We start from the raw sequence: 22,801 nt of genomic DNA on the forward strand, positions 1-22,801 counted from the left end.
GCTAAACATTACGTAGAGCAAGTATTATGCGGATTAGCCAGAAAAGCGAAAGTCAGAATCTTCTGCCTTGCGCGATATCTCGCAGGCAACGGTAAATTAGCGACTGCATTCAATAAGTTTTACGAAGTATCTCGCGATGTCAGGCAAGGCCGCTTGCCGGGTTATAGAAAAACACCGACAATCCATTTTTCTTTGATGAACCGGAGGCTCACTATGTCCACCTCTTTCTTCGTCGCGGGCGACTGGCTCGCAGAACATATTAACGATGACGATATCCAGATTTTAGATGCCCGTATGGCACCACCAGGACAGGAGCATCGCGATCTGCCGGGCGAGTACCGTGCAGGGCATCTGCCAGGTGCAGTCTATTTTGACATTGAAGCGCTCTCCGATCACACCAGCCCCCTTCCCCACATGATGCCGCGTGCTGAAGCATTTGCCGTTGCTATGCGCGAACTGGGCGTCAGCAGCGATAAGCACCTGGTGGTCTACGACGAAGGCAACCTGTTCTCCGCGCCTCGTGCCTGGTGGATGCTGCGCACCTTTGGCGTCGAAAGAGTGTCGATTCTGGCCGGTGGGCTGGCGGAATGGCAACGTGAAGCGTTGCCTCTGGAACAAGGGGACGTGGAGCTGCCGGAAGGTGAGTTCGAGGTTAACTTCGATCCGCTGGTGATCAAACGCCTTACCGACGTGCTGCTGGTCAGCCACGAAGGCACTGCACAAATTGTTGATGCCCGCCCTGCGCCACGTTTCAACGCGCTAGCCGATGAGCCGCGCCCGGGCCTGAAACGCGGCCATATTCCTGGGGCGCTTAACGTGCCGTGGGTGGACCTGGTGGAAAACGGCCAGTTGAAGACCACGGACAAACTGAGCGAAATCTTCGAGCGCCAGGGCGTAAGCTTCGAGCGGCCAATCATTGCCAGCTGCGGCTCCGGCGTCACGGCTGCCGTCGTGGTACTGGCGCTGACTACGCTGGGCGTGAACGGCGTGTCGCTTTACGATGGTTCGTGGAGTGAATGGGGCGCCCGCCCTGACCTGCCGGTTGAACCTGCGCAATAAAAACAAAAAGGGAGGCATAGCGCCTCCCTTCAAATTGATGACAAACAGCCGTCAAATAATGCGATTTTGCTTGAAGTCGCGCAGGAAACTGCCCCAACGGCGCTCGTAGAACGGCGTGATGTGGGCAATCATAAAGTGGCTGATGCCCTTCTCGCCCTCCACAACCTGGCAGATATCAACCGGCTCATCGCCCGGTAATGTATCGGTGGCCACGCTCCCGGCCTGGCGAATAATCGCCTCGATGTCGCCGTCAGCCTCAATACCGAGCAGCAGGTTTGGTTCTTCGTCTGCCTGTTCCTTGATGGAGCAGATAAACGCCCGCTTTACCGTTTTCAGGTTTTTAAACAGCGTCGTCAGCGAGTCGACCATCTGTACTGGCGGCTCGGCAACTTCTGAAAGCAGCAGCGAGGTACCACCCTCCAGCACTTCCTGCTGGCTCAGAGGGTCACTCTCTGCGCTGACCAAATGGTTGATTTCGTTTGGCGTAAATTCTTTGCCAGTCGGCAGTTTGGCGTTAAGGAACAAAGCTTCACCCAGCGTCATTTCAAATAAAGTGCGCACGGGCATCACCACAAACGCTTGCTCATGGCTCACGGCTCCCTGCAGGGCTTCAAGGGATGTGAAGAAAGGGATCACCGAAGTACCGTCTTCTTTTTCCCAGTGCTGCAGTTCAACCGCGCTGTCAGCGTCGATAGCTTCACCTTCCGCTGCGTTGCCCGGCACCCAAACGGTGGATTCCAGCAGGGTGCGGAAAAATGCCGGGCGGTGGGCCGGTTCGGTTGCCGCCTGCTCAAGCAGGGTTTCTAGTTCGTTTTTTGTTTCTGACATTGTGATTCCGGGATAAAGCTTAAGAGGTTTTACCCTCACCCTAACCCTCTCCCTGGGAGGGAGAGGGGACTGTTCAGAGCTGTCTTTCCTCCCTCTTCCTTTCTGGGAGGGAGAGGGGACTGCTCAGGACTGTCTTTCCCCCTCTCCCCTATGGGGAGAGGGCCGGGGTGAGGGGCAGTATTACTTCGCTAACAACAGATTGGCGATCGCACGTACGCCCAGGCCAGTTGCACCGGCAGACCACTGCTCAACCGCGCCTTTACGGTAAGTTGCAGAACAGTCCACGTGTACCCAGCCCTGGTGGTAGTTTTCCACAAAGTGAGACAGGAAACCTGCCGCAGTGCTTGCACCCGCCGGATAAGAGGCGTTCGCGGTATTGTTCAGCTCGGCGAAGTTAGACGGCAGCTGGCTGCGGTGGAATTCCGCCAGCGGCAGACGCCAGAACGGCTCGTTTTCTTCGGCGGCGCTTGTCAGCAGACGGGCAGCCAGTTTTTCGTCAAAGCTGAATACCGCGTGGTAATCGTTGCCCAAGGCCGTTTTCGCCGCCCCGGTCAGGGTCGCGCAGTCGATGATCAGTTCTGGTTTCTGAGCTGCAGCATCAATCAGGCCATCGGCGAGCACCAGGCGGCCTTCGGCATCGGTGTTCATCACTTCAACGGTTTTGCCGTTACGGTAAGTGATGATGTCACCCAGCTTCATGGCGTTGCCGCTGATCATGTTATCTGCACAGCACAGGAACAGCTTAACGCGCTTGTTCAAGCCACGGGTAATGGCCAGAGCCAACGCGCCGGTGATGGTCGCGGCACCGCCCATGTCGGATTTCATAGAATCCATGAACGCGGTCTGCTTGATGCTGTAGCCGCCGGAGTCAAAGGTAATGCCCTTCCCAACCAGGCTTGCGTAAACCGGCGCGTCCGGGTTACCAGTTGGGTTGAAGTCCAGCGCCAGCAGCACGGGCGCGCGGTCAGAACCACGGCCAACGGTGTGGATCCCGGCATAGTTCTGCTCACGCAGGTCTTCGCCCTTAGTAATACGGTAAGAAACGTGGTCGCAGGCAACGTCGCACAGCAGGTCAACGGCGCGGGAAGCAAGCTGCTCCGGGCCCAGCTCTTCTGCCGGGGTGTTGATGGTGTGGCGAACCCAGTCGATAACTTTCAGGCGGCTATCCAGCTCTTTCTGCTCGGTTTCGCTCAGCACGGCCCAGTCAATTTTGCGGGTGCCTTTTGGTGCGCGATAGCCCTGCCAGAAGGCCCAGCTCTTCTCTATGTCCCAGCCTTCGCCAGCCAGTTGGACGTGCTTCAGCCCCTGGCCGTCAATTTTGCGCGCTGCGCGCTGGATAAGACCGAGATCGTCTTTGCCGGTCAGGTGTAGGGTAATGCCGTCATTGTTAATGCTATACGTCGCCTTTTCGCCCCAGCGTGCGTCCGCTGGCTGCGTGGAAAGGGTGATTTTCATCGCTTCAGTCATTTTCCAATCCTTCATTGTTCAGCACAGGCAAAATGCAAAAACGGGCCGCCCAAGGCAGCCCGTGTATCATTCAGCTTCATCTAACCAGACAAGCAAAATCGCTTCCAGTACTTTCTCGTTAGAAGCGTTCGGATCGTCATCAAACTCTTCCAGCTCGCAGATCCACTGGTGCATATCGGTAAAACGCACCGTCTTAGGATCGAGATCCGGACGGCTGTCGTACAGCGCCTCGCCGATTTCACGGCTGTCGGTCCACTTCAGTCCCATGGCGGCTCCCGTTAGTGTTCGCGTGCGTGGTTAATGGTGTAACGCGGCATCTCAACCACCAGATCTTCGTCGCTGACGCGAGCCTGGCAGCTCAGGCGGCTTTCCGGCTCCAGACCCCATGCTTTATCCAGCATGTCGTCTTCGTCTTCGGTGCTTTCCGCGAGGGAATCAAAACCTTCACGCACAACGCAGTGACAGGTGGTGCAGGCACAGGACTTCTCACAGGCGTGTTCAATCTCAATACCGTTGCGCAGCGCAACGTCGAGAATGGTTTCACCTTGCTTCGCTTCCAGAACTGCGCCATCCGGACACAGGTCCTGATGAGGCAGAAAAACAATCTTTGGCATATTAAACCTCGTCCACGGAATGGCCGGTCAACGCTTTACGGATCGACTGATCCATACGACGTGCGGCGAATTCCTGGGTTTGCTTGTCTACGTTTTTGATTTCATTTTGAATAGCGTCGGCATCGTCACTCGCGGCGGCAGCGCTTAACGCGGCCATCGCGGCATCAATGTCGGCACGCTCTGCGGCGCTTAGCAGCGCGGCATCCGCCGTCAACGCGCTGGTCAAACTCTCCAGCACGCGGGCAGCTTCGACTTTTTGCTCGGCCAGCATGCGTGCTTGCACGTCATGCTCGGCGTAACTCATGGAGTCCTGAATCATGCTGGCAATTTCGCCATCACTCAGGCCATAAGCAGGTTTCACCTGGATTGAGGATTCAACGCCGGTGGATTTTTCCATCGCCGTTACGCTCAGCAGGCCATCGGCGTCTACCTGGAAGGTGACGCGAATATGGGCCCCGCCAGCGGACATTGCAGGAATGCCGCGCAGCGTAAAGCGAGCCAGTGAACGGCAATCCTGGACAAGTTCGCGCTCGCCCTGCAGCACGTGGATAGCCATCGCTGTCTGGCCGTCTTTGAAGGTGGTGAATTCCTGCGCGCGCGCCACCGGGATGGTGGTGTTACGTGGGATAACCTTCTCAACCAGCCCGCCCATCGTTTCCAGACCAAGGGACAGCGGGATGACGTCCAGCAGTAGCATTTCGCTGTCCGGCTTGTTGCCCACCAGAATGTCAGCCTGGATTGCCGCGCCGATGGCAACGACTTTATCCGGGTCGATAGACGTTAACGGCGTACGGCCAAAGAATTCGCCTACGCGCTCACGCACCAAAGGTACTCGGGTCGAACCGCCGACCATCACCACTTCCAGCACTTCTTCTGCTTCCACGCCCGCATCTTTTAACGCACGACGACAGGACAGAAGCGTCCGTTTAACCAGGGAAGAAATAAGCTCATTGAACTGTTCGCGGGTGACTTCACCCTGCCAGCCAGCCACTTCGACGCTGGCGGTGGCAGCATCGCTGAGGGCGATTTTGGCGGCGATGGCTGCGTCCAGAAGCTGGCGCTGTACGCGATCGTCGCTACGGTCGGCAATACCGGCCTGTTCGCGCAGCCAGTCGGCCAGCAGATGGTCGAAATCATCGCCGCCCAGCGCGGAATCACCGCCGGTGGCCAGCACTTCAAACACTCCCCGGCTCAGGCGCAGGATGGAGATATCAAAAGTCCCGCCGCCCAGATCGTAAACGGCAATGACGCCTTCTTTACCGGAGTCCAGGCCGTAGGCAATCGCCGCGGCGGTTGGTTCGTTCAGCAAACGAAGAACGTGCAGCCCGGCAAGGCGTGCGGCGTCTTTGGTGCCCTGACGCTGTGCGTCATCAAAATATGCGGGAACCGTGATAACCACGCCATCAAGCTCCCCTTCCAGCGTTTCAGTGGCGCGGGCAGAGAGTGATTTCAGGATATCGGCAGAGATGCGAATCGGGTTAAGCAGGCCGGCAGGCGTTTCAATCATCGGCAGGCCGTTTTCACTGGCCTGCAGGCGATATGGAAGATGAGGATAACGTGTCTGAATGTCCGCCAAAGAACGGCCCATCATACGTTTTATCGAGCTGATGGTATTCGCAGGATCCTGCGCGGCAAGCGCGCGAGCATCAAAACCAACAACATGTTCTTGCTGCTGGTAATGCACCACGGAAGGCAGCAGATGGCGGCCTTCACGGTCAGCAAGCGTTTCAGCCTGGCCGCTACGAACGGTAGCCACCAGCGAGTTGGTGGTGCCAAGGTCAATACCTGCGGCCAGCCTGCGCTGGTGCGGCGCGGCCATCATGCCTGGCTCGCTAATTTGTAATAAGGCCATGTATCGCTTCCAAAAATCGGGCCTGAGTTCAGGCGTTAAAAGTCGAGCAGCTTTTCTTCTAGTTGTTCAATTTGGCTCTGTAATTTGTCGAGGAAACGCAGCTTGCGCACGGTGTCCGCCGCCTGTTCCCACTGCTGGTCATCCAGCTGCTGTACCATCTGTGCGCTGCGGTTTTTCACCATCGTTTTTACGCGCGAGGCAAAGCTTTCAAGCTTGTCGCTATCTTTCGCCTGTTCGATATCGTCCAGCTCTTCACGCAGCTCCAGCTGTTCCATCAGGAACGCGGTGTCGCGCACGGTATGCTGTTCATTCGCCAGGTCGAAACCGTTCAGGGACAGGATGTATTCGGCGCGGGCAAGCGGGTGACGCAGCGTCTGCCAGGCCTGATTGATGGTGGCGGATTGGCTCACAGCCAAAAGCTGTTCTGCCTGAGGGCGGCTGGCGTATTTGTCCGGGTGGAACTGGCGTTGCAGCTCCTGGTAACGGCTAGCCAATTGCTCGGTGTTCAGGGTATAGCCTGGCGTTAGCCCAAACAGGGTAAAATAATCCATAACAGACTCGGGTTCATGTCAGGTAAGTGCTGTGTGGTAAAGCAAAATCCCCACGGACCAGGGCCAATGGGGAAATGCGTGGGATCAGACGTGGAAGCTTTCGCCGCAGCCACACTCATCCTTCACGTTCGGGTTAGTAAACTTAAACCCTTCGTTAAGGCCTTCTTTCACGAAGTCGAGCTCGGTCCCGTTTAAGAATTGCAGGCTTTTACCATCGACAACCACCTTCACGCCTTTGTCTTCGAACACGGTGTCATCCGCCATCGGTTCATCAACAAATTCGAGAACATAAGCCATCCCAGAGCAGCCTGAAGTGCGCACGCCCAGACGCAGACCAAACCCTTTACCACGGTTGGTCAGGAAGGCATTTACACGGGCAGCAGCGCTGTCGCTAAGGGTAATCGACATACAACAACCTCAATCAGATATTTAACTCGTCATACTTCGAGCCGCTGCCGGGCAGCCAGCTCGAATCAGTTAGAGTTATTTTGTTTCACGTTTGCTTTTGTAATCCGCGATAGCCGCTTTAATTGCGTCTTCTGCAAGGATTGAGCAGTGAATCTTCACCGGCGGCAGTTCGAGTTCGTCTGCGATGTCGGTGTTTTTGATCGCCTGCGCTTCGTCCAGGGACTTGCCCTTCACCCACTCGGTGACCAGCGAGCTGGAAGCAATCGCCGAGCCACAGCCGTAGGTTTTGAAACGCGCGTCTTCAATGATACCGTCATTGTTGACTTTGATCTGCAACTTCATCACGTCGCCACAGGCCGGTGCACCCACCATGCCGGAACCTACGCTGTCGTCGCTGTTGTCGAAAGAGCCAACGTTGCGTGGGTTTTCGTAGTGATCAATTACTTTTTCGCTGTAAGCCATTTTTACTTCTCCAGAATCTGAAATCGACGTCCTGACGAACGATCAGTGATGAGCCCATTCGATGGAATTAAGATCCACGCCCTGTTTGAACATTTCCCACAGCGGAGAAAGGTCACGCAGACGGCCAATGGATTTACGTACCAGCTCGATGGTGTAATCGATCTCTTCTTCAGTGGTAAAACGACCCAGAGAGAAACGGATAGAGCTGTGTGCCAGTTCGTCGCTCATGCCCAGCGCGCGCAGCACGTAGGATGGCTCGAGGCTAGCGGAAGTACAGGCAGAACCTGAAGAGACCGCGAGGTCTTTCAGCGCCATGATCAGCGACTCGCCTTCAACGTAGTTAAAGCTCACGTTAAGAATGTTTGGCGCGCCGTGCTCCAGGTCACCGTTCAGGTAAACTTCTTCCATATCTTTCACGCCGTTCCACAGACGGTTACGCAGCGTGCGCAGACGGGCCATTTCGGTCTCCATCTCTTCTTTTGCGATACGGTAAGCTTCGCCCATGCCGACGATCTGGTGCACAGGCAGCGTACCGGAACGCATGCCGCGCTCGTGACCACCGCCGTGAATCTGTGCTTCGATACGGATACGCGGTTTACGACGCACGTACAGCGCGCCGATGCCTTTCGGCCCGTAAATTTTGTGGCCAGAGAAGGACATCAGGTCAACTTTCAGCTGGCTCAGGTCGATAGGCAGTTTGCCCACGCTCTGGGTAGCATCAACGTGGAAGATAATGCCACGGGAACGGCACATTTCGCCGATAGCCGCGATATCCTGCACCACGCCGATTTCGTTGTTTACATGCATGATGGAGACCAGAATCGTGTCTTCACGCATAGCGGCTTCCAGCTGCTTCAGGTCAACGATACCGTTGCTCTGCGGCGCCAGGTAAGTCACTTCAAACCCTTCACGCTCAAGCTGACGACAGGTGTCCAGCACGGCTTTGTGTTCGGTTTTGGCGGTGATGATGTGCTTGCCTTTCTTCTGGTAGAAGTTAGCCGCACCTTTGATGGCCAGGTTGTCTGACTCGGTCGCGCCGGAGGTGAAGACGATTTCACGCGGGTCTGCGCCAACCAGTTCTGCGATTTGGTTACGGGCTATATCAACGGCTTCTTCAGCCTGCCAGCCAAAGCGGTGGGAACGGGAGGCCGGGTTACCAAAGGTGCCGTCCATCGTTAAAAACTGCATCATCTTCTCAGCAACACGCGGGTCTACCGGCGTGGTTGCGGAGTAGTCGAGGTAAATCGGTAATTTCATTGCTCTTAAGCTCCGTACATCACTTCAATACGAAGAATCAGGCTTAAAATATGTTGCCGTTATAGACAGGGAGCACCGCTCCCCCAACCTGATTCTAAAATTCTTGTTCTTCTGCTTATGCGCGCAGTTTGACGTCAATAGCGTCCTGAGAACGGGTGCTGCGATGATTTTCACTATGTTGACGATCGGACACGTCCAGCACTTCCTGGTTGTTAACCAGCTCACCAAGGGTGATGTTGTTCAGGAAGCCGGTCAGGCGATCGCTCAGGTCGCGCCACAGCGCGTGAGTCAGGCACTTATCGCCGCCCTGGCAGCCGCCTTTACCCTGGCAACGGGTGGCGTCTACGGACTCATCAACGGCGCTGATCACTTCGCCTACGGCGATGCTGCTCGCGTCTTTACCTAACAGATAACCACCGCCTGGACCGCGTACGCTGGCTACCAGGCCATTTTTACGCAGGCGGGAGAACAACTGCTCCAGATAGGAGAGTGAAATTCCCTGACGTTCAGAAATATCAGCCAACGGAACCGGGCCCGATTCAGAGTTCAGCGCAACGTCAAGCATCGCGGTTACGGCATAGCGCCCTTTTGATGTCAGTCTCATGTCTTACTTAACCTCAAATAGCCCCTCGAGCCGGGGGTTTTTTAAAAGTGTGATTGTCACATAGCAGGACGCAAGTCTGACATTCCTGAGTAAAATGGTCAACTATTTAACCTACCATTTTACTCAAGTATTATTGGCCCGATTTTTTCGGGTTTTCCAACGACGCCAGCATGCCGCGCAGGATGTTTAATTCCTGACTTTCCGGGCGTGCGCGGGTAAACAAACGACGCAGTCGGTTCATCACCTGGCCCGGATGGGTTGGGCGAATAAAACCGCTTTCCTGCAGCGCTTTTTCAAGATGCACATAGAAACGCTCTAAGTCATCGACCAGAGGATAAGGCGCGTCTTCGTCTTCTTTCGGCGCTTCCGGCTGCTCTTGCGTGGCGAGCCAGGCAATGCGCACTTCATAGGCGAGGATCTGCACCGCCATAGCGAGGTTAAGGGAGCTGTATTCCGGGTTCGCCTGGATGGCGACGTGATAATGGCACTTCTGCAGCTCTTCGTTGGTCAGGCCCACGCGTTCGCGACCAAACACAATTGCCACCGGCGCGTGCTGCGCTTCGCTGATACTTTTTAAACCGCATTCACGCGGATCCAGCATCGGCCACGGCAGCGTACGGGAACGCGCGCTGGTGCCGACCACCAGACTGCATCCTGCCAGCGCTTCATCGAGCGTATCGACGATGTGAGCATCGCCAATGACGTCGCTGGCGCCCGCCGCCAGGGCAATGGCCTGAGAGTCCGGTTTGACCAGCGGATTGACCAGCCAGAGGTTAGTTAAGCCCATGGTTTTCATAGCACGAGCCACGGAGCCCATGTTGCCGGTATGCGAGGTTTCGACCAGCACAATTCGTACGTTTTGCAGCATTATCATTCATAGCCTGGGAAGAATATCGCAATATCTTATCATATCCCTGAGACATATTCCGAACGCTCTGCTATACTCCGCCGCGTTTTCCGTTCTTTAACATCCAGCGAGAGAGACCGATGCATCCGATGCTCAACATCGCCGTGCGTGCTGCACGCAAGGCGGGTAATTTAATTGCCAAAAATTACGAAACTCCAGACGCGGTAGAAGCTAGCCAGAAAGGCAGCAATGACTTCGTGACCAACGTCGATAAAGACGCCGAACGTCTGATTATCGAAGTGATTCGTAAATCTTACCCAAAACACACCATCATCACCGAAGAATCCGGTGAACTGGCTGGGGAAGATCAGGATGTGCAATGGGTTATCGATCCGCTGGATGGCACCACCAACTTCATCAAACGTCTGCCGCATTTCTCCGTTTCTATCGCTGTTCGTATCAAAGGCCGCACCGAAGTCGCGGTAGTTTACGATCCAATGCGTAACGAACTGTTCAGCGCCGTTCGCGGCCAGGGCGCCCAGCTTAACGGCTACCGCCTGCGCGGCAGCAACGCACGCGACCTGGACGGTACCGTTCTGGCGACCGGCTTCCCGTTCAAAGTGAAGCAACACGCTACCTCTTACATCAATATCGTAGGCAAACTGTTCACCCAGTGCGCAGACTTCCGCCGCACCGGTTCCGCTGCGCTGGACCTGGCCTACGTTGCCGCTGGCCGCGTGGACGGTTTCTTCGAAATTGGCCTGAAGCCTTGGGATTTCGCCGCAGGTGAACTGCTGGCTCGTGAAGCGGGCAGCATCGTGTGTGATTTCACCGGCGGCCATAACTACCTGACGACCGGGAACATCGTCGCCGGTAACCCACGCGTAGTGAAAGCCATGCTCGCTACCATGCGTGAAGAACTGAGCGAGGCGCTGAAGCGCTAAGCCTTTTGCCTCGCCTTCTTTAATAAAGAAGAGGCAAAAACAAAAATCCCCTCAGCTTTACGGCGAGGGGATTTTTTATGCCTGAATTTAGCTGCCCGTTCAGAAAGGCCGAATACCTCTCGCCATCGGCTGTGCACTCAGCCACATAATCAGCGCGGCCACGACCAGGATCACGCCCCCCGCCAGCGCGAGCGTAGACCAGCCAACCTGCCGCCACAGCACCGGTGCCCGGTTCCCGCTTAAGCGAACCGCCAGCGCTCGGAAGCTGTGCACCAACAGCGCCAGGCCGGAAATTGTGATCGACGTGCCCGCCGCCATCGCCAGCGCAGACAGCACGCCCCAGCCAAACACCCCGATCACCTTGCTGAACAGCAACACCATGATCGCGCCAGAACAGGGGCGCATGCCCATCGACAGAACAATCATTAGCCTGGCCCGCCAGTCGCTTCCCGCCACCAGCTGTTTTTCATCCGGGACGTGCTGATGCCCACAGCCGCAGTTAGCGTCATGCACATGATGCGGCGTAAACGAAGTGAACTTAGGCTTGCGACGCAGCTGAGCGCGTAAGCGGCGTAAAGCGCGCCAGCTCAGCAAAACGCCCAGCATCCCGACGAGCAGATAGCTGCCCTTCTCCAGCCAAAAACTGCTGAGATGAAGCTGCCGCGAGGGCAAGGCTAGGACGACCAGCACCACGACCACCAGCACAATAGCGACCAGTCCCTGCAATAAAGAGGCGGCAAAGGTCAAACCGAGGCTGCTTTTAATTTTTGAGGGATGGGTCGCAAGCCAGGTGCTGATGACTATCTTGCCGTGCCCTGGCCCCAGCGCATGCAGCACGCCATACACAAAGCTAAACGAGAGCAGTGACAGACCCGCCCGAGCAGGGTTTTCGGCGACCTGACGCAGCAGCCCGCTCAATTCCTGATTGATTGAGCGCTGCCAGGTAGCCGAGCTAAGCAGGATTTGCGGCCAGTAGAACCACAGGGCGTAAAGCCCGGCGGCAGCAAGCAGAATAAACAGCCCCAGCGGCCACAGATGGCCCCAGCGGCGAACGGGAGCAGAAACGGTGATTATTGACATGACAGCGTCACCTCCTGAGCAAACTGTTTCCCCAAGTCCATGTCCTCCGGCGGCGCGTCGGCTTTATCCAGCGACTGCGCGAACAGCAGCGTCTCTTCGCTCGGTTTGGGCGTATGAACGGAAATTTTACAGTTTGAGGCCAGCGCCTGCGGCAAATGCACGTCCGTATCGTGGTCATAGCTCATGTCGACAAAATAGGTCGGGTCGAAGGTCGAGAAACGGTATGTCTGGCCTTTCAGCGGCTGCGGATGCGCCAGCGGCAGAACAAACGTTAGCACCGCCTGATGATTGTTACGGCTCAGGCCATATTCCGGCGGTAAATTGCCAAACTTCACCTTCTCTTTGTTATGCCAGAACTCGGTAAAATAGTGCTGCCCCAGCACATTGGCCATCACCTCCGCAGCCAGTTTCTTCCACACCGGAGAACCCGGCTTCGCGTCGCCGGCGTCATACAACAGATCTGCTGAAGTAATATCGTCCATCGTCCACTGCATTTTTAACCCGGTCAGCAGCCCCTGATCCACCTCTGGCGTGGTGACGATGGAGATAAAACTGTGGGGATGCGCCTGCACGCTCGCCGCTGAAAGCCCTGCCAGCAGTATGGCTACTCCTTTCAGGCTGATTCTTTTGTCGCTCATGCTTCCCTCAAGATTTAAATTCTGTGAGCCAGCCGTAATTCCGTGATGAAAAACTAAAAAGGGCAATATATTGGCCGAAACCTTTAGCTATTCTTAACTTCTGACACCACATTGGGACAGCCAGATGATGACTTTACTGACGCCGCCACCCTCTGTGCTCTCCAGTTCGCAGCGCCGCTGCCACCTGCTTCTGATGCTCTATCTTCCGGAGCAGATCGTTACGCCGGAGGTGGTTTCCAGCCTGAATGGCGTGGATCAGAGGCAAACCCTGCAAGATATAGCCGACACGGGCCACGAGATCCAGAGTTATCACCGTCTCTCCCTGACTCAGCAGCAGGACGGCAGCTATCGGATTGAAGGCACAGTCCTTGACCGCCGCCTCTGCCTGCTGCACTGGCTGCGGCGCTCCCTGCGCCTCTGCCCGCAGTTTGTGCAACATCACTTCAGCCCGGCGCTCAAGTCTGAGTTAAATCAGCTGGGGCTTATCAAGGCGTTGTATGACGAGACCAATTTACGGGCGCTGGTTAATCTGTGCGCCCGGCGCCTGAAAAGGCAGTACGACAGCCGGGACAGTCAGTTCCTGACGCTGTTTTTGCAGTATTGTCTGCACCAGCATCACTCCGGCAACGCGCCAGTCCTGACGCCGCAACAACGCGAATGGAGCCAGATGCGGCCCGAGTTTGTTGTCGCCCAGGAAATCGCTCGCCACTGGAAGCGCCGCGTAATGCAGCCCGCGGATATCGACGAACAGCATTTCCTGGCGCTGCTGTTTCAACTGCTCAGGATCCCCGATCCGATAAATGACGACCACGAACAGGATGCCCGTTTACACAACGAAATCGCGCGGATGATTGAACGCTTCCGCCGGCAGGCCGGGCTCTCTTTTAGCGATGAACAAGGGCTAAGCGATCAGCTTTATATTCACCTCGCCCAGGCGTTGAATCGTTGCCAGTTTAATATCGGCATTGACCACAGCCTGCCCGAAGAGATCACTCGGCTCTATCCAAGGCTGATGAGAACCTCACGAGAGGTACTTACGGATTTTGAACAGCATTACGGGATTCAGTTTTCCGACGCGGAAACGGGCCTGGTGGCGGTGATTTTTGGTGCCTGGCTAATGCAGGAAAGTGACATTCAGGAAAAACAGGTGTTGCTGCTGACCGCCGACGATCCGGAGCTGGAGCAGAGAATTGAGCAGCAGCTGCGCGAGCTGACCCTGCTGCCGCTCAACATTAAGCATCTGGCGGTGCAGCAGTTTCAAAGCCAGGGCGCGCCGCGTGAAGTGGTGCTGGTCATTACTCCCTACGCGACCTCGCTGCCGCTGTTTTCCCCTCCGCTCATTCACGCCACGCTGCCGCTGGGAGAGCACCAGCAACAGCGTATTAAAGCGCTGCTCGAAGCTTAGCTTTCCGCAGCGGAATTAACTGCGGTCACTTTTGGCCGCAGGAACAGCGCCGGCACCGCCACCAATGCCATGACCCAGAACATTCCTCCATGCAGATGCTGGTAGAGGAAGCCGGAGAAAATCGTCATCACGGCGATACCGCCGCCCATCGCCACGGCGGAGTAAACGGCCTGCAGGCGAATCACTTCGCCACCTTTTCGGGCAGAGATATAGCGCATCGCCGCCAGGTGGCAAACGGTGAAGCTGCCGCAGTGCAGGATCTGCGCCACAATCAGCCACGGAAGTTCTGTGGTGCTTGCCATCAGGCTCCAGCGAACAATGCCGGTTACGGTGGACAGCAACAGCAAATCTCTGGCGCTCCAGCGGCGGAACAATTTGTTGCTGAGGGCAAAAATAACGATTTCCGCCACTACGCCAAGCGACCATAAATAGCCCACCACCGAAGCGGAATAGCCCGCCCCCTGCCAGTAAATCGCGCTAAAACCATAATAAGCGGCGTGCGCTCCCTGAAGCAGAGAAACACAGGCCAGGAAACGCCAGGCGCTAATAATCAGCCCTTTCCAGGCCGGCCAGCCTGCCGACGCCTGGTGACGCACTTCCCCCTGCGGCATGATTGAAGGCCGCAGCATCATGCCAATCAGCATCGACGCCGCTCCGATGGTCAACAGCACCAAAATAGCCTGGTAGCTGAATTCGCTCACCAGCTTGCCGGTAATGGCCGAGCCGATGACAAATGCCAGCGATCCCCAGAGCCGCACCCGGCCATAATCCAGCGGCATTTGCCGCTGCCAGGTGCCCGCCAGCGCATCGGTCAACGGCACCAGCGGTGAGAAGAACAGGTTAAAGCCCACCATCGTTAGCAGCAGCCAGAGCGCAGCATGGCCCAGCCAGAAACCGGCGGCAAAAATCAAGGTGGCAAGGGCTAAGAGACGGAGGGCAAAAACAAGGCGGGAAGGATCGGTCACGCGTGGAGCTAACAACAAACTGCCGAGGAAACGGGCGATTAACCCTGAGCCTAACAGTAATCCGATAGTTTCAGGGGGAAGCCCGACACCTTTGAGCCAGACGCTCCAGAAGGGCAGAAACACGCCATAGCTAAAGAAATAGGTAAAGTAGCTGAGCGCCAGCCAGCGCGTGGAATGCAAAACCATGATCCCTCCCGTTTTGGAGGCGATAGTGTCGGGGATAGCCGGCCGGCATGCAAGCAAACATTAACAGAGCAATAACACACATCAAGATAATGGATATTGCGAGTTAGCTCACCTCAACCTCCATTGACAGACTCGTTGACTGACCTTGCTCGAGCATCACTAAACCGGGCATTCCCACCTGATTATGCGCGTTGACCGGGTGCGTTTGCGGCTCGAGGCAAATAAACGGCTGCTCTGCCATGCTGAACACCATTAAATAAGGCGTTGGGCTACGCAGGCAAACTCGCATGTCCGAATGCTCAATCAGGGCGAGCCCGCTCCAGCCTGAGTACCCCACGTTAAGCCATTTGTTCTCCGGCGTTTTGGCGCGGGAAAAATCAGTTTGAGGGGTGAACGTTCCTTCCCAGGCCAAAGGCAGATGCTGCTCACCTTCAGGCCAGAACCCGCTGGCGGAAAACTGCACCCGGCTGCCCGGGTCCAGCGCAAAATACGGATGCAGTCCAAGGCCGTAAACCATCGGCTTCTCTCCGGTGTGCGTGAGCTCAAGCCGGATCAGCAGTCTGTTTCCCACCAGCCGCCAGGTCAGCGTCGCCAGGTAGTGAAAGCCGCAGGGATGCTGGCTGCGCAAGCTTAACGTCAAACGTTCTTCATCGTGATGCTCTACGTCCCAGCGCTTTAGCCAGCCGTCTCCGTGCAGAAAGAAATGCTCATCGACAGGGCTGTCAGGTAACAAAACTTGCTCGCCGTACAGCTGAAAGGCGTTTCCGGCCACCCTGTTCGCCAGCGGCAGCATAGGGAACAGAGCCGGTTCAGCAGGATGGAAGATCGCTTTCCCGTGCGTCAGAGATTCAAAGCTGACGACTGACGCCCCTTGCGGGGCGACGGCTAAACGGAGAAAAGCATTTTGCAGATGCAGCGCGTCCATTAACGCAACGCCTTTGCCGCAGGCGCTGGCGAGGCATGTACTCGCCCTTCGGCAAGCTGCTGCTCCAGCGCTTCAAGGCTCACGCCTTTGGTTTCTGGTACGAAACGGCGCACGTAAATAAAGCCAGCGGCGCAGATAACGCCATAAAGGAGGAAGCTACCGGATGCGCCCAGGCCTGCATTGAGCAGCGGGAAGGTGTAAGTCAGCAGGAAACAGGCCACCCACAGCGCTAATGTGCCCAGCGACATCGCCAGGCCGCGAACGCGGTTGGGGAAAATTTCCGACAGCAGCACCCAGGTCACCGGCGCCAGCGTCAGGGCATAGGTAGCGATAGCGGCCAGCACCAGAATCAGCACCGGCAGCCCCAGAATGCCAAGGCCGTAAGCCGCACCAATCAGCGCATAGATAATGGTCAACCCTGCGGCACCGAACAGCATCAGTTTACGGCGGCCGATTTTGTCCACCAGCGGCAACGCGGCCACGGTAAAGACCAGGTTAATCAGGCCGGTAGCCACAATCGATTTCAGCGTGCTGTTAATATCAAATCCGGCAGAGGCGAAAATCTCCTGCGCGTAGTTGAAGATAACGTTAATCCCGCACCACTGCTGGAACACCGCCAGCACCATACCAATCACGATGATCGGGCGAACCTTCGGCTCCCACAGCGCGGACCACGATACTTTTTGCGTGTCCTTGCTTAACGTTTCCTGAATATCCTTTAGCGTTTCATCGGCATAGCTTTTACTGCCGATGCGGCTCAGCATCTGGTGAGCACGTTCGCTTTTCCCGGCTCGCACCAGCCAGCGCGGTGATTCAGGGACAAAGAACATCAGGATCAAAAACGCCGCAGCAGGCACTACGCCCGAGCCAAACATCCAGCGCCAGCCCGCCTGTCCGTTCCAGCTCGCGCTGATTTCCTGCATCGTTGCGTGGCTGGCCACCGGTTCGGCGATCATCAGATTGATAAGCTGCGCCGCCAGTACCCCGATAACAATGGTAAGCTGGTTAACCGCGACAAAACGCCCGCGCTGTGCCGCCGGGCTAATTTCTGCGATATACATCGGGCTAAGCGCCGAAGCGAGGCCGATACCCACCCCGCCGACAATACGCCATACAACAAACAGGTCGAAGTTGCTTGCAACCGCCGTGCCCCAGGCTGAGATGGTAAATAGCAGCGCGGCAATAATAAGGGGAATTTTGCGGCCAAACTTATCGGCGCACCAGCCGGAGAGCAGCGCCCCGATAACACAGCCCACTAACGCGGAACTCATCGCCCAGCCGGAAACGGCCGGATCGGTAATCGAGAAATAGGCTTCGTAAAAAGGTTTTGCCCCGCCGATAACCACCCAGTCATAACCAAACAACAGCCCGCCACAGGCGGCCACCAGACAGATGGTCCAGACGTAACCCATGCGTAATTGCGATTGCATACGTTCCATGGTTGATCCTCATCTTGTATTTGTAGGGTAAGGAGCGGGCGCTCATCGTCGCCCGCGAATTATGGTTAGAACACGCCGGTACTAAGGGCCTGACGCAGCAGATGCGCTTTGTCGTGTGCCGGGTTAATCGCCAGCAATTCCTCCACCAGTTGATTGAACGTGGCGATATTCCCCAGGCCGAGTTGCCCAAGCGCCTCAACAAACAGACAATGCTGACGATGCTGCCTGCACGAATCCCCGTTAAGCGCAATCAGGTCCGGCAGAGAAACGGCGAAGAAGTCGGCCTCAACCACGTCTTCCCTGTGCTCCTGAGCCCAGTCGATAAACGTCCTGAACTGCTGGTGAGCTACTTCAAGCTCGCCCAGTTGCTTGCGGGCCATGGCCTGATAGAAGAGGTAATCCAGCGGCTGATCGTTGTAATAGCGTCCTGCGGCTAAAGAGCTCCCGCCTTTCAACGCCTCCCGGTAGCATGAGTTGGCCATCTCGTTACGCTGCTGAAGCTGGGCGCAGCGGCCAAGCAAATACCAGATATCGTTGTCGGTTTGCCCAACCAGGCGGCCTTCACCGAGGTTTTCCGGGTAGCTCAGCGCCTGTTGTAGCAATTCCTCCGCCTGGCCATATTTGCCGTCAGCCATGTTTGCGAGGGCACGACGCTGCTGGTTGATCAGATACTGCCCCGTCACTTTGCCCTCGCCGCCTTCCCACGGATGGAACTTGCGTTCAGCCAGGACCTTAGCGGCTTCGTCATGCTTGCCGTGAAGGTTCCACAGACCGAGTAATTCAGCGGTCAGATCGTCACGCTTCAGCGCCACCTCACGTTTCGCCTCAAGGCGAGCCAGACGCTCATCCGACAAGCGGCCGTTAAGCTTCAGCAGGAAATCGAGTTCGAACAGGAAGCGGGCATTCTCTGGCTCAAGCTCTACCGCACGCTGCAGCAGAGTTTCAGCTCGTTTAGCGTCCTGCTCTTTATTCCAGGCATGAATGGCCAGCACGCGCTGCACGGAGGCAAACTCCGGCATTTGTTCGGCGCAGAACGCCCAGCAGCTAAGGGCTTCATCGTAGCGGCGCTTGCTGTACCAGAAGCAGCCCAGCAGATACTGCGCAAAGCCATCCTGCGGCAGGCGCATCAGCATCTGCACTTCATCCAGCGTGTTAGGGAAACGAACTCGGGCGGTAAATCTTTCGCGAGCCTGCGCCAGATAGCTCTGCTGGCGTTGAGGGTCAGCTTCCAGCGAGGCCTGCCACAGCAGCGGCATTGCTTCCTGAGCGTTGAGCACCTCCAGCAGCTCACGAGCAGCGGTTTCTGCGCCAAAGCTCATCAGCCATCCGGCCAAAACGCTGGCGTTAGTGCCACGCTGCCCGGTGACCTGCAGCAGCTTTTGCTTGTCGCCTTCGTTTGGGGTAATGGCCCAGCGGGCATAATGCAGGGCATAGCTCAGCGGCCAGACGGCCAGCTGCTGCTCAGTCCACGCCAGCGCGGCGGCTTTTTCACCCTGCTGATGCAGCGCCAGCGCTTTTAGCGCCATGGCCAGGTTGTTGGAGGCGTTGAACTGCAGGCTTTGGGACACCAACGTTAATGCCCGAGCGGTTTCCCCTTTGCGCATCGCCAGGCGTGCCAGGGCATAAAAGGCCGCATCCCGGCAGTTGCCGCTCCAGCTCGCCTTGTAGTAATCGTCGAAGGCTCCTTCGTAGTCGCCCAGACGCTCTTTCGCCGAGCCGCGCAGCTGGCTGGCATCGCCGTTTTGCGGGTTTTTGTTCAGGCAATGGGCGCGTTTTAGCGCCGCATCAGCATGCTCTTTCGCCTTCTGCCAGTTGGCCCGGTTGAATTCGAGCGTCCCCAGCGCGACGTTGCTGCGGTAATCAAGCGGGTCAATGTCCAGCGCTCGCTGGTAATAGTCGAAGGCCGAACGGCTGGCGTGCAGATACTGTTCCAGATGCTGCCCAATGAAATAAAGCTCATCGCAGTTATCAATCTGTTCGGGCTTAGCCGGCGCCTGCGCCGCCTGCGGCAGAGGCAGCTCTTCAGGGACGTGCTCAAGGTAGCTCAGCAGCGCTTCACCACGTTCGTTAAGCAAGGTGAGAGTCAGCCGCTGCGGCCAGTCGTCCGCCAGCTGATGTTGCCAGGCTTCCGCTGGCTTCAAGCTGAGCGGAGATTGCCACAGGATTTGGCCGTCGCTTTCAAGGCGCAGCGTGGCCTGCTCCAGCGGGGAAATCGCATAGACGCCAAGCGCTAACTTCCCAGGCTGGCGTTCGAGCTTGATTGCCGCCTCGGTATTGGCATTTTGCAGCGTGCCCAGCTTGCTGTAAGGCAGGAAGTTTTGCACAAACACTTTTTCTTCAAACGGCGCCAGCCAGGTGAAGTCCGGCTGGTTGTCGGTGAACACGCCGGTCATTAGTTCGATGTAGGGGCCGTTGGTGTCGGTCAGGTTGCGGTCCCAGGCCAGGCCAAAGTCACAGTTACCCCAGGTCCACTGCTTCTTGCCCGGTGACACATGGTGATCGGCAATGTGCAGCAGCCCACCCTGCTCGCCGTGATGATAAGCCCCCACGAAGTCGTAATCGGACTTATCGGCCATAAAGGAGGTGGGCACGGGAATATTTTTGTAGCGGGAGATGTCCACGCCTGCGGAGTAATCCACCTTGTAATAGGTGCCGTGGGCAATCGGGAAAGCAGAAACGTCGCGTTTGCCGTGGTCAAATACCGCGGTAACGTCCGGCGGGAAGACGCTTTGGTGCTCGTCACCGCCCTTCACCGCCGGGTTAGCCCACCACAGGAAGTGGCGCGGCGTGGCGTTGCCGTTAAAGACCTTACCGGTAATTTCAATCAGCGCTTTTTCAGGGTAAAGCGTAAAGCCGGTCATCACCTGCAGGCCGCGCATAGGTTCAACTTCACCCAGCCAGACGGTTTGCGCCCCGCTTTCGTGCTGCTGGAAGGTGACGTCCACCGGCATGAAGGTCGTCGGGCGGTGGTGCTGCGGCCAGTTAAATTCAATCCCGCCGGAAATCCACGGCCCGACCAGGCCCACCAGCGCGGGTTTAACCACTTCGTTGTAGTAAACGAAGTCGCGCTCCATCACTTTGTCCCAGGCGCGATGAATACGTCCGCCCAGCTCCGGCAGCAACATGACGCGAATAAAATCGTTTTCCAGCCATACCGCCTGGTACTCACGCATTTCGCGCTTGCCGGTCAGCGTGTCAATCACGCCGTAAGGATAAACCGCCCCGGAAGAGCCCTGGTAGACGCGATGCTCGAGGAACATCGGGTTAGGGTCTTCTGCGCCGGTGGTCCATGTGGGGAGTGAAAGGGTTTCCTGCCAGACTTTTACCGCTCCGTACATAGCAACTCTCCAGTAAATAAATAACAGTGAATGGGGGATTGCCGACAGTTTGAAGCAGCTGATTGTGATTTAATCGCTGAATGCTCACGCAATACAGTTAATGAGGTTTAGTAAAAATGCAGGAGTCGGGTCTCAACAATCAGCGGGTGCGCCAGCTCAACCGGCAAACCCTGATGAAGCTGGTATGGCGGCACAAGCGGCTGAGTAAGTCGCAGTTTGCTCAGCACACCGGGCTGTCGATTCCGGCGGTCAGCAACATTCTGGAAGAACTGGTGGCAGAGGGAAAACTCAGCCATTCCAGCGAAAATCTCAGCAGCCGGGGGCTAAACGGCGGCAGCTACCAGATCCCTCCGGAAGGGCATTACATCCTCTGTATGAACGTCACCCCAACCAGCATTGAAAGCCAGCTGTGCAACGCTCAGCTTTCGCCGATAGCCGACTTTGAACGCCGCGCTATTGTGGCGCCCTCTCCTTCGGCGCTGCTGTCGGCCATTGAGGCAATCTGGCAGCAGCAGCGAAAAAGCCGGCCGAGAAAAACTATCAACCTTGCGCTGGGCATACACGGACAGGTCGATCCCGTGACCGGCGTGTCGCAGACCATGCCCCAGGCGCCGTGGCGCGAAGCGGTGGAAATTAAGTATCTGCTGGAAGAGAAGCTCGGCGTCACGGTGCTGCTGGATAACGACTGCGTGATGCTGGCGCTGGCGGAAAAATGGCAAAACGCCGGGAATCGGGAGGATTTTTGCGTGCTCAACGTCGATTACGGCATCGGCTCTTCGTTCGTGATTAACGGGCAAATTTATCGCGGCAATCTCTACGGCAGTGGACAAATTGGCCACACCATCGTCAACCCCGACGGCATGGCTTGCGACTGTGGGCGCTACGGCTGCCTGGAGACCGTGGCCTCATTAAGCGCGCTAAAAAAGCAGGCCCGTATCTGGCTCAAAACGCATCCTGAGGTACAGCGGCATGACCCAGAAAAACTGACTTCCCGGCAGTTGGTTCAGGCGCTGCATGCGGGCGACGAAAGAGTGGCTCGCTGGGTGGAAGATTCAGCAAATGCGATTGGGCTTAGCCTGTATAACTTCCTTAATATTCTCAATATTAACCAGATCTGGTTCTATGGCCGCAGCTGCGAGTTTGGCGAAAGCTGGCTGAACGCGATTAAACAGCGCATTGGTTTTAATCCGTTCGACCACGGTGATAGCCTGAAGAGTAACGCCACACAAATAAACTTCGGCCAGCTAACACGTGCCCAACAGGTGATGGGGATAGGTTATTTATATGCCGAGACTGCGCTGATGGAATAACGGGATGGCGTCGGGCGTCATCAATAAAAAACATTCACTAACACAAACAGCGTGGTAGAGGCGCAGCGGCAATGGCAGGCTCCGGTTTTGTGTATTAACTTTAACTTGAGTCCACCACAGGCGAGCCCGCTATGAACACACTACGCTATTTCGATTTTGGTCAATCCCGTGCCCTGATCTTGCTTATTGCCCGTATTGCGTTGATTTTGCTGTTCATTATTTTCGGCTTGCCGAAGATCAGCGGATTCAGCGGGACCGTGGCCTATATGGAGCATCTTGGGGCACCACTCCCTACGCTTGCCGCCGCGATTGCGGTGTTTATGGAAGTTGTTGCCGCTATCCTGGTCATCATCGGGTTCTTTACCCGTCCGCTGGCCATTTTGTTTGTGTTTTATACCCTCGGGACGGCGGTTATCGGCCACCATTACTGGAGTATGACCGGGGATGCCGTGATGCCTAACATGATTAACTTCTATAAAAACATCAGTATAGCTGGCGGATTCCTGCTGCTGGCGGTCACCGGCCCTGGCGCGATATCCGTCGACAAGCGCTAAATTTCTTCCTCACTCAAAGGCCGCTTATGCGGCCTTTTTCATTCGTTTCCCGTCCATTTTGCTTGATA

At 56.5% G+C, this 22,801-nt stretch carries 22 protein-coding genes; 5 read left to right on the forward strand and 17 right to left on the reverse strand.

Features of this window, described 5'->3' with window-relative positions:
* The first annotated feature begins 213 nt into the window (after positions 1-213).
* Entirely contained in the window at positions 214-1,059 is an 846-nt protein-coding gene (sseA, locus tag CNE01S_RS15220) for a 3-mercaptopyruvate sulfurtransferase (protein ID WP_061277175.1), read from the forward strand.
* Between the two features lie 51 nt (positions 1,060-1,110).
* Here the strand turns inward: sseA and sseB are convergent, their stop codons facing one another.
* From sseB to trmJ, 11 genes are all read right to left on the reverse strand, one after another.
* A complete protein-coding gene (gene sseB / locus CNE01S_RS15225) occupies positions 1,111-1,887 on the reverse strand; it encodes an enhanced serine sensitivity protein SseB (protein WP_061277176.1) in 777 nt (258 codons plus the stop codon).
* Between the two features lie 180 nt (positions 1,888-2,067).
* Positions 2,068-3,354 (reverse strand): aminopeptidase PepB, encoded by a 1,287-nt coding sequence (gene pepB, locus CNE01S_RS15230; RefSeq protein ID WP_061277177.1) that lies wholly within the window; start codon positions 3,352-3,354, stop codon positions 2,068-2,070.
* A gap of 66 nt (positions 3,355-3,420) precedes the next feature.
* A complete protein-coding gene (gene iscX / locus CNE01S_RS15235; RefSeq protein WP_016537752.1) occupies positions 3,421-3,621 on the reverse strand; it encodes a Fe-S cluster assembly protein IscX in 201 nt (66 codons plus the stop codon).
* An 11-nt stretch (positions 3,622-3,632) separates the two neighbouring features.
* Positions 3,633-3,968, reverse strand: a complete 336-nt coding sequence (fdx, locus tag CNE01S_RS15240) for an ISC system 2Fe-2S type ferredoxin (RefSeq protein WP_008459424.1) — start codon at positions 3,966-3,968, stop codon at positions 3,633-3,635.
* 1 nt (position 3,969) lies between these two features.
* Positions 3,970-5,820: a Fe-S protein assembly chaperone HscA gene (gene hscA, locus CNE01S_RS15245; protein WP_061277178.1), complete on the reverse strand. Its 1,851-nt coding sequence runs from the start codon at positions 5,818-5,820 to the stop codon at positions 3,970-3,972.
* 35 nt (positions 5,821-5,855) lie between these two features.
* The gene (hscB, locus tag CNE01S_RS15250) at positions 5,856-6,371 is read right to left on the reverse strand and encodes a co-chaperone HscB (RefSeq protein ID WP_039296154.1); all 516 of its coding nucleotides are present in this window, start codon (positions 6,369-6,371) and stop codon (positions 5,856-5,858) included.
* Between the two features lie 84 nt (positions 6,372-6,455).
* Positions 6,456-6,779: an iron-sulfur cluster assembly protein IscA gene (gene iscA / locus CNE01S_RS15255; protein WP_061277179.1), complete on the reverse strand. Its 324-nt coding sequence runs from the start codon at positions 6,777-6,779 to the stop codon at positions 6,456-6,458.
* Between the two features lie 75 nt (positions 6,780-6,854).
* Complete coding sequence (gene iscU / locus CNE01S_RS15260) at positions 6,855-7,241, reverse strand: Fe-S cluster assembly scaffold IscU (RefSeq protein WP_008459428.1); 387 nt, start codon at positions 7,239-7,241, stop codon at positions 6,855-6,857.
* Positions 7,242-7,283: 42 nt separating this feature from the next.
* Entirely contained in the window at positions 7,284-8,498 is a 1,215-nt protein-coding gene (iscS, locus tag CNE01S_RS15265; protein ID WP_008459429.1) for a cysteine desulfurase, read from the reverse strand.
* A gap of 115 nt (positions 8,499-8,613) precedes the next feature.
* On the reverse strand, positions 8,614-9,102 hold the full coding sequence (gene iscR / locus CNE01S_RS15270; protein WP_008459430.1) for a Fe-S cluster assembly transcriptional regulator IscR: 489 nt from the start codon (positions 9,100-9,102) through the stop codon (positions 8,614-8,616).
* Positions 9,103-9,232: 130 nt separating this feature from the next.
* A complete protein-coding gene (trmJ, locus tag CNE01S_RS15275; protein WP_061277180.1) occupies positions 9,233-9,970 on the reverse strand; it encodes a tRNA (cytosine(32)/uridine(32)-2'-O)-methyltransferase TrmJ in 738 nt (245 codons plus the stop codon).
* A 119-nt stretch (positions 9,971-10,089) separates the two neighbouring features.
* On the opposite strand from trmJ, the gene suhB reads away from it, so the two are divergent.
* Positions 10,090-10,893, forward strand: coding sequence for an inositol-1-monophosphatase (suhB, locus tag CNE01S_RS15280; RefSeq protein WP_061277181.1), 804 nt, complete (start codon positions 10,090-10,092; stop codon positions 10,891-10,893).
* A 99-nt stretch (positions 10,894-10,992) separates the two neighbouring features.
* On the opposite strand, the gene CNE01S_RS15285 is transcribed toward suhB, so the two are convergent.
* The gene (locus CNE01S_RS15285) at positions 10,993-11,973 is read right to left on the reverse strand and encodes a nickel/cobalt transporter (protein ID WP_061277182.1); all 981 of its coding nucleotides are present in this window, start codon (positions 11,971-11,973) and stop codon (positions 10,993-10,995) included.
* Positions 11,964-12,611 carry a DUF1007 family protein gene (locus CNE01S_RS15290; protein WP_061277183.1) on the reverse strand — a complete coding sequence of 216 codons (648 nt, stop codon included), beginning with the start codon at positions 12,609-12,611 and terminating at the stop codon, positions 11,964-11,966. Before CNE01S_RS15290 ends, CNE01S_RS15285 begins: the two co-directional genes overlap by 10 nt.
* A 124-nt stretch (positions 12,612-12,735) precedes the next feature.
* On the opposite strand from CNE01S_RS15290, the gene csiE reads away from it, so the two are divergent.
* Positions 12,736-14,016 carry a stationary phase inducible protein CsiE gene (csiE, locus tag CNE01S_RS15295; RefSeq protein ID WP_061277184.1) on the forward strand — a complete coding sequence of 427 codons (1,281 nt, stop codon included), beginning with the start codon at positions 12,736-12,738 and terminating at the stop codon, positions 14,014-14,016.
* On the opposite strand, the gene CNE01S_RS15300 is transcribed toward csiE, so the two are convergent.
* The 4 genes from CNE01S_RS15300 to CNE01S_RS15315 all read right to left on the reverse strand — a co-directional run bounded on the left by CNE01S_RS15300 (position 14,013) and on the right by CNE01S_RS15315 (position 20,869).
* Positions 14,013-15,167 (reverse strand): 3-phenylpropionate MFS transporter, encoded by a 1,155-nt coding sequence (locus CNE01S_RS15300; protein WP_061277185.1) that lies wholly within the window; start codon positions 15,165-15,167, stop codon positions 14,013-14,015. The two genes, csiE and CNE01S_RS15300, sit on opposite strands and share 4 nt — an antisense overlap.
* 103 nt (positions 15,168-15,270) lie before the next feature.
* A complete protein-coding gene (locus CNE01S_RS15305) occupies positions 15,271-16,092 on the reverse strand; it encodes an aldose 1-epimerase (protein WP_061277186.1) in 822 nt (273 codons plus the stop codon).
* Positions 16,092-17,531 (reverse strand): sugar porter family MFS transporter, encoded by a 1,440-nt coding sequence (locus tag CNE01S_RS15310; RefSeq protein WP_061277187.1) that lies wholly within the window; start codon positions 17,529-17,531, stop codon positions 16,092-16,094. The genes CNE01S_RS15305 and CNE01S_RS15310 overlap by 1 nt, the downstream gene beginning before the upstream one ends.
* 65 nt (positions 17,532-17,596) lie before the next feature.
* Positions 17,597-20,869 (reverse strand): DUF5107 domain-containing protein, encoded by a 3,273-nt coding sequence (locus CNE01S_RS15315; RefSeq protein WP_061277188.1) that lies wholly within the window; start codon positions 20,867-20,869, stop codon positions 17,597-17,599.
* 116 nt (positions 20,870-20,985) lie between these two features.
* Between CNE01S_RS15315 and CNE01S_RS15320 the strand changes: the two genes are divergently transcribed.
* Together CNE01S_RS15320 and CNE01S_RS15325 are read left to right on the forward strand one after the other, a co-directional pair.
* A complete protein-coding gene (locus tag CNE01S_RS15320) occupies positions 20,986-22,179 on the forward strand; it encodes an ROK family protein (protein ID WP_061277189.1) in 1,194 nt (397 codons plus the stop codon).
* Between the two features lie 131 nt (positions 22,180-22,310).
* A complete protein-coding gene (locus CNE01S_RS15325; RefSeq protein ID WP_061277190.1) occupies positions 22,311-22,733 on the forward strand; it encodes a DoxX family protein in 423 nt (140 codons plus the stop codon).
* The last annotated feature ends 68 nt before the right edge of the window (positions 22,734-22,801 follow it).

It is taken from the genome of Cedecea neteri NBRC 105707 = ATCC 33855 (genome assembly GCF_001571265.1).
GTDB classification, from domain to species: domain Bacteria; phylum Pseudomonadota; class Gammaproteobacteria; order Enterobacterales; family Enterobacteriaceae; genus Cedecea; species Cedecea neteri.

Bases quoted from the DNA above. Each gene is read 5' to 3' on its own strand.
- sseA (WP_061277175.1), top strand. From the start codon at position 214: ATGTCCACCTCTTTCTTCGTCGCGGGCGACTGGCTCGCAGAACATATT.
- sseB (WP_061277176.1), bottom strand. From the start codon at position 1,887: ATGTCAGAAACAAAAAACGAACTAGAAACCCTGCTTGAGCAGGCGGCA.
- pepB (WP_061277177.1), bottom strand. From the start codon at position 3,354: ATGACTGAAGCGATGAAAATCACCCTTTCCACGCAGCCAGCGGACGCA.
- iscX (WP_016537752.1), bottom strand. From the start codon at position 3,621: ATGGGACTGAAGTGGACCGACAGCCGTGAAATCGGCGAGGCGCTGTAC.
- fdx (WP_008459424.1), bottom strand. From the start codon at position 3,968: ATGCCAAAGATTGTTTTTCTGCCTCATCAGGACCTGTGTCCGGATGGC.
- hscA (WP_061277178.1), bottom strand. From the start codon at position 5,820: ATGGCCTTATTACAAATTAGCGAGCCAGGCATGATGGCCGCGCCGCAC.
- hscB (WP_039296154.1), bottom strand. From the start codon at position 6,371: ATGGATTATTTTACCCTGTTTGGGCTAACGCCAGGCTATACCCTGAAC.
- iscA (WP_061277179.1), bottom strand. From the start codon at position 6,779: ATGTCGATTACCCTTAGCGACAGCGCTGCTGCCCGTGTAAATGCCTTC.
- iscU (WP_008459428.1), bottom strand. From the start codon at position 7,241: ATGGCTTACAGCGAAAAAGTAATTGATCACTACGAAAACCCACGCAAC.
- iscS (WP_008459429.1), bottom strand. From the start codon at position 8,498: ATGAAATTACCGATTTACCTCGACTACTCCGCAACCACGCCGGTAGAC.
- iscR (WP_008459430.1), bottom strand. From the start codon at position 9,102: ATGAGACTGACATCAAAAGGGCGCTATGCCGTAACCGCGATGCTTGAC.
- trmJ (WP_061277180.1), bottom strand. From the start codon at position 9,970: ATGCTGCAAAACGTACGAATTGTGCTGGTCGAAACCTCGCATACCGGC.
- suhB (WP_061277181.1), top strand. From the start codon at position 10,090: ATGCATCCGATGCTCAACATCGCCGTGCGTGCTGCACGCAAGGCGGGT.
- CNE01S_RS15285 (WP_061277182.1), bottom strand. From the start codon at position 11,973: ATGTCAATAATCACCGTTTCTGCTCCCGTTCGCCGCTGGGGCCATCTG.
- CNE01S_RS15290 (WP_061277183.1), bottom strand. From the start codon at position 12,611: ATGAGCGACAAAAGAATCAGCCTGAAAGGAGTAGCCATACTGCTGGCA.
- csiE (WP_061277184.1), top strand. From the start codon at position 12,736: ATGATGACTTTACTGACGCCGCCACCCTCTGTGCTCTCCAGTTCGCAG.
- CNE01S_RS15300 (WP_061277185.1), bottom strand. From the start codon at position 15,167: ATGGTTTTGCATTCCACGCGCTGGCTGGCGCTCAGCTACTTTACCTAT.
- CNE01S_RS15305 (WP_061277186.1), bottom strand. From the start codon at position 16,092: ATGGACGCGCTGCATCTGCAAAATGCTTTTCTCCGTTTAGCCGTCGCC.
- CNE01S_RS15310 (WP_061277187.1), bottom strand. From the start codon at position 17,531: ATGGAACGTATGCAATCGCAATTACGCATGGGTTACGTCTGGACCATC.
- CNE01S_RS15315 (WP_061277188.1), bottom strand. From the start codon at position 20,869: ATGTACGGAGCGGTAAAAGTCTGGCAGGAAACCCTTTCACTCCCCACA.
- CNE01S_RS15320 (WP_061277189.1), top strand. From the start codon at position 20,986: ATGCAGGAGTCGGGTCTCAACAATCAGCGGGTGCGCCAGCTCAACCGG.
- CNE01S_RS15325 (WP_061277190.1), top strand. From the start codon at position 22,311: ATGAACACACTACGCTATTTCGATTTTGGTCAATCCCGTGCCCTGATC.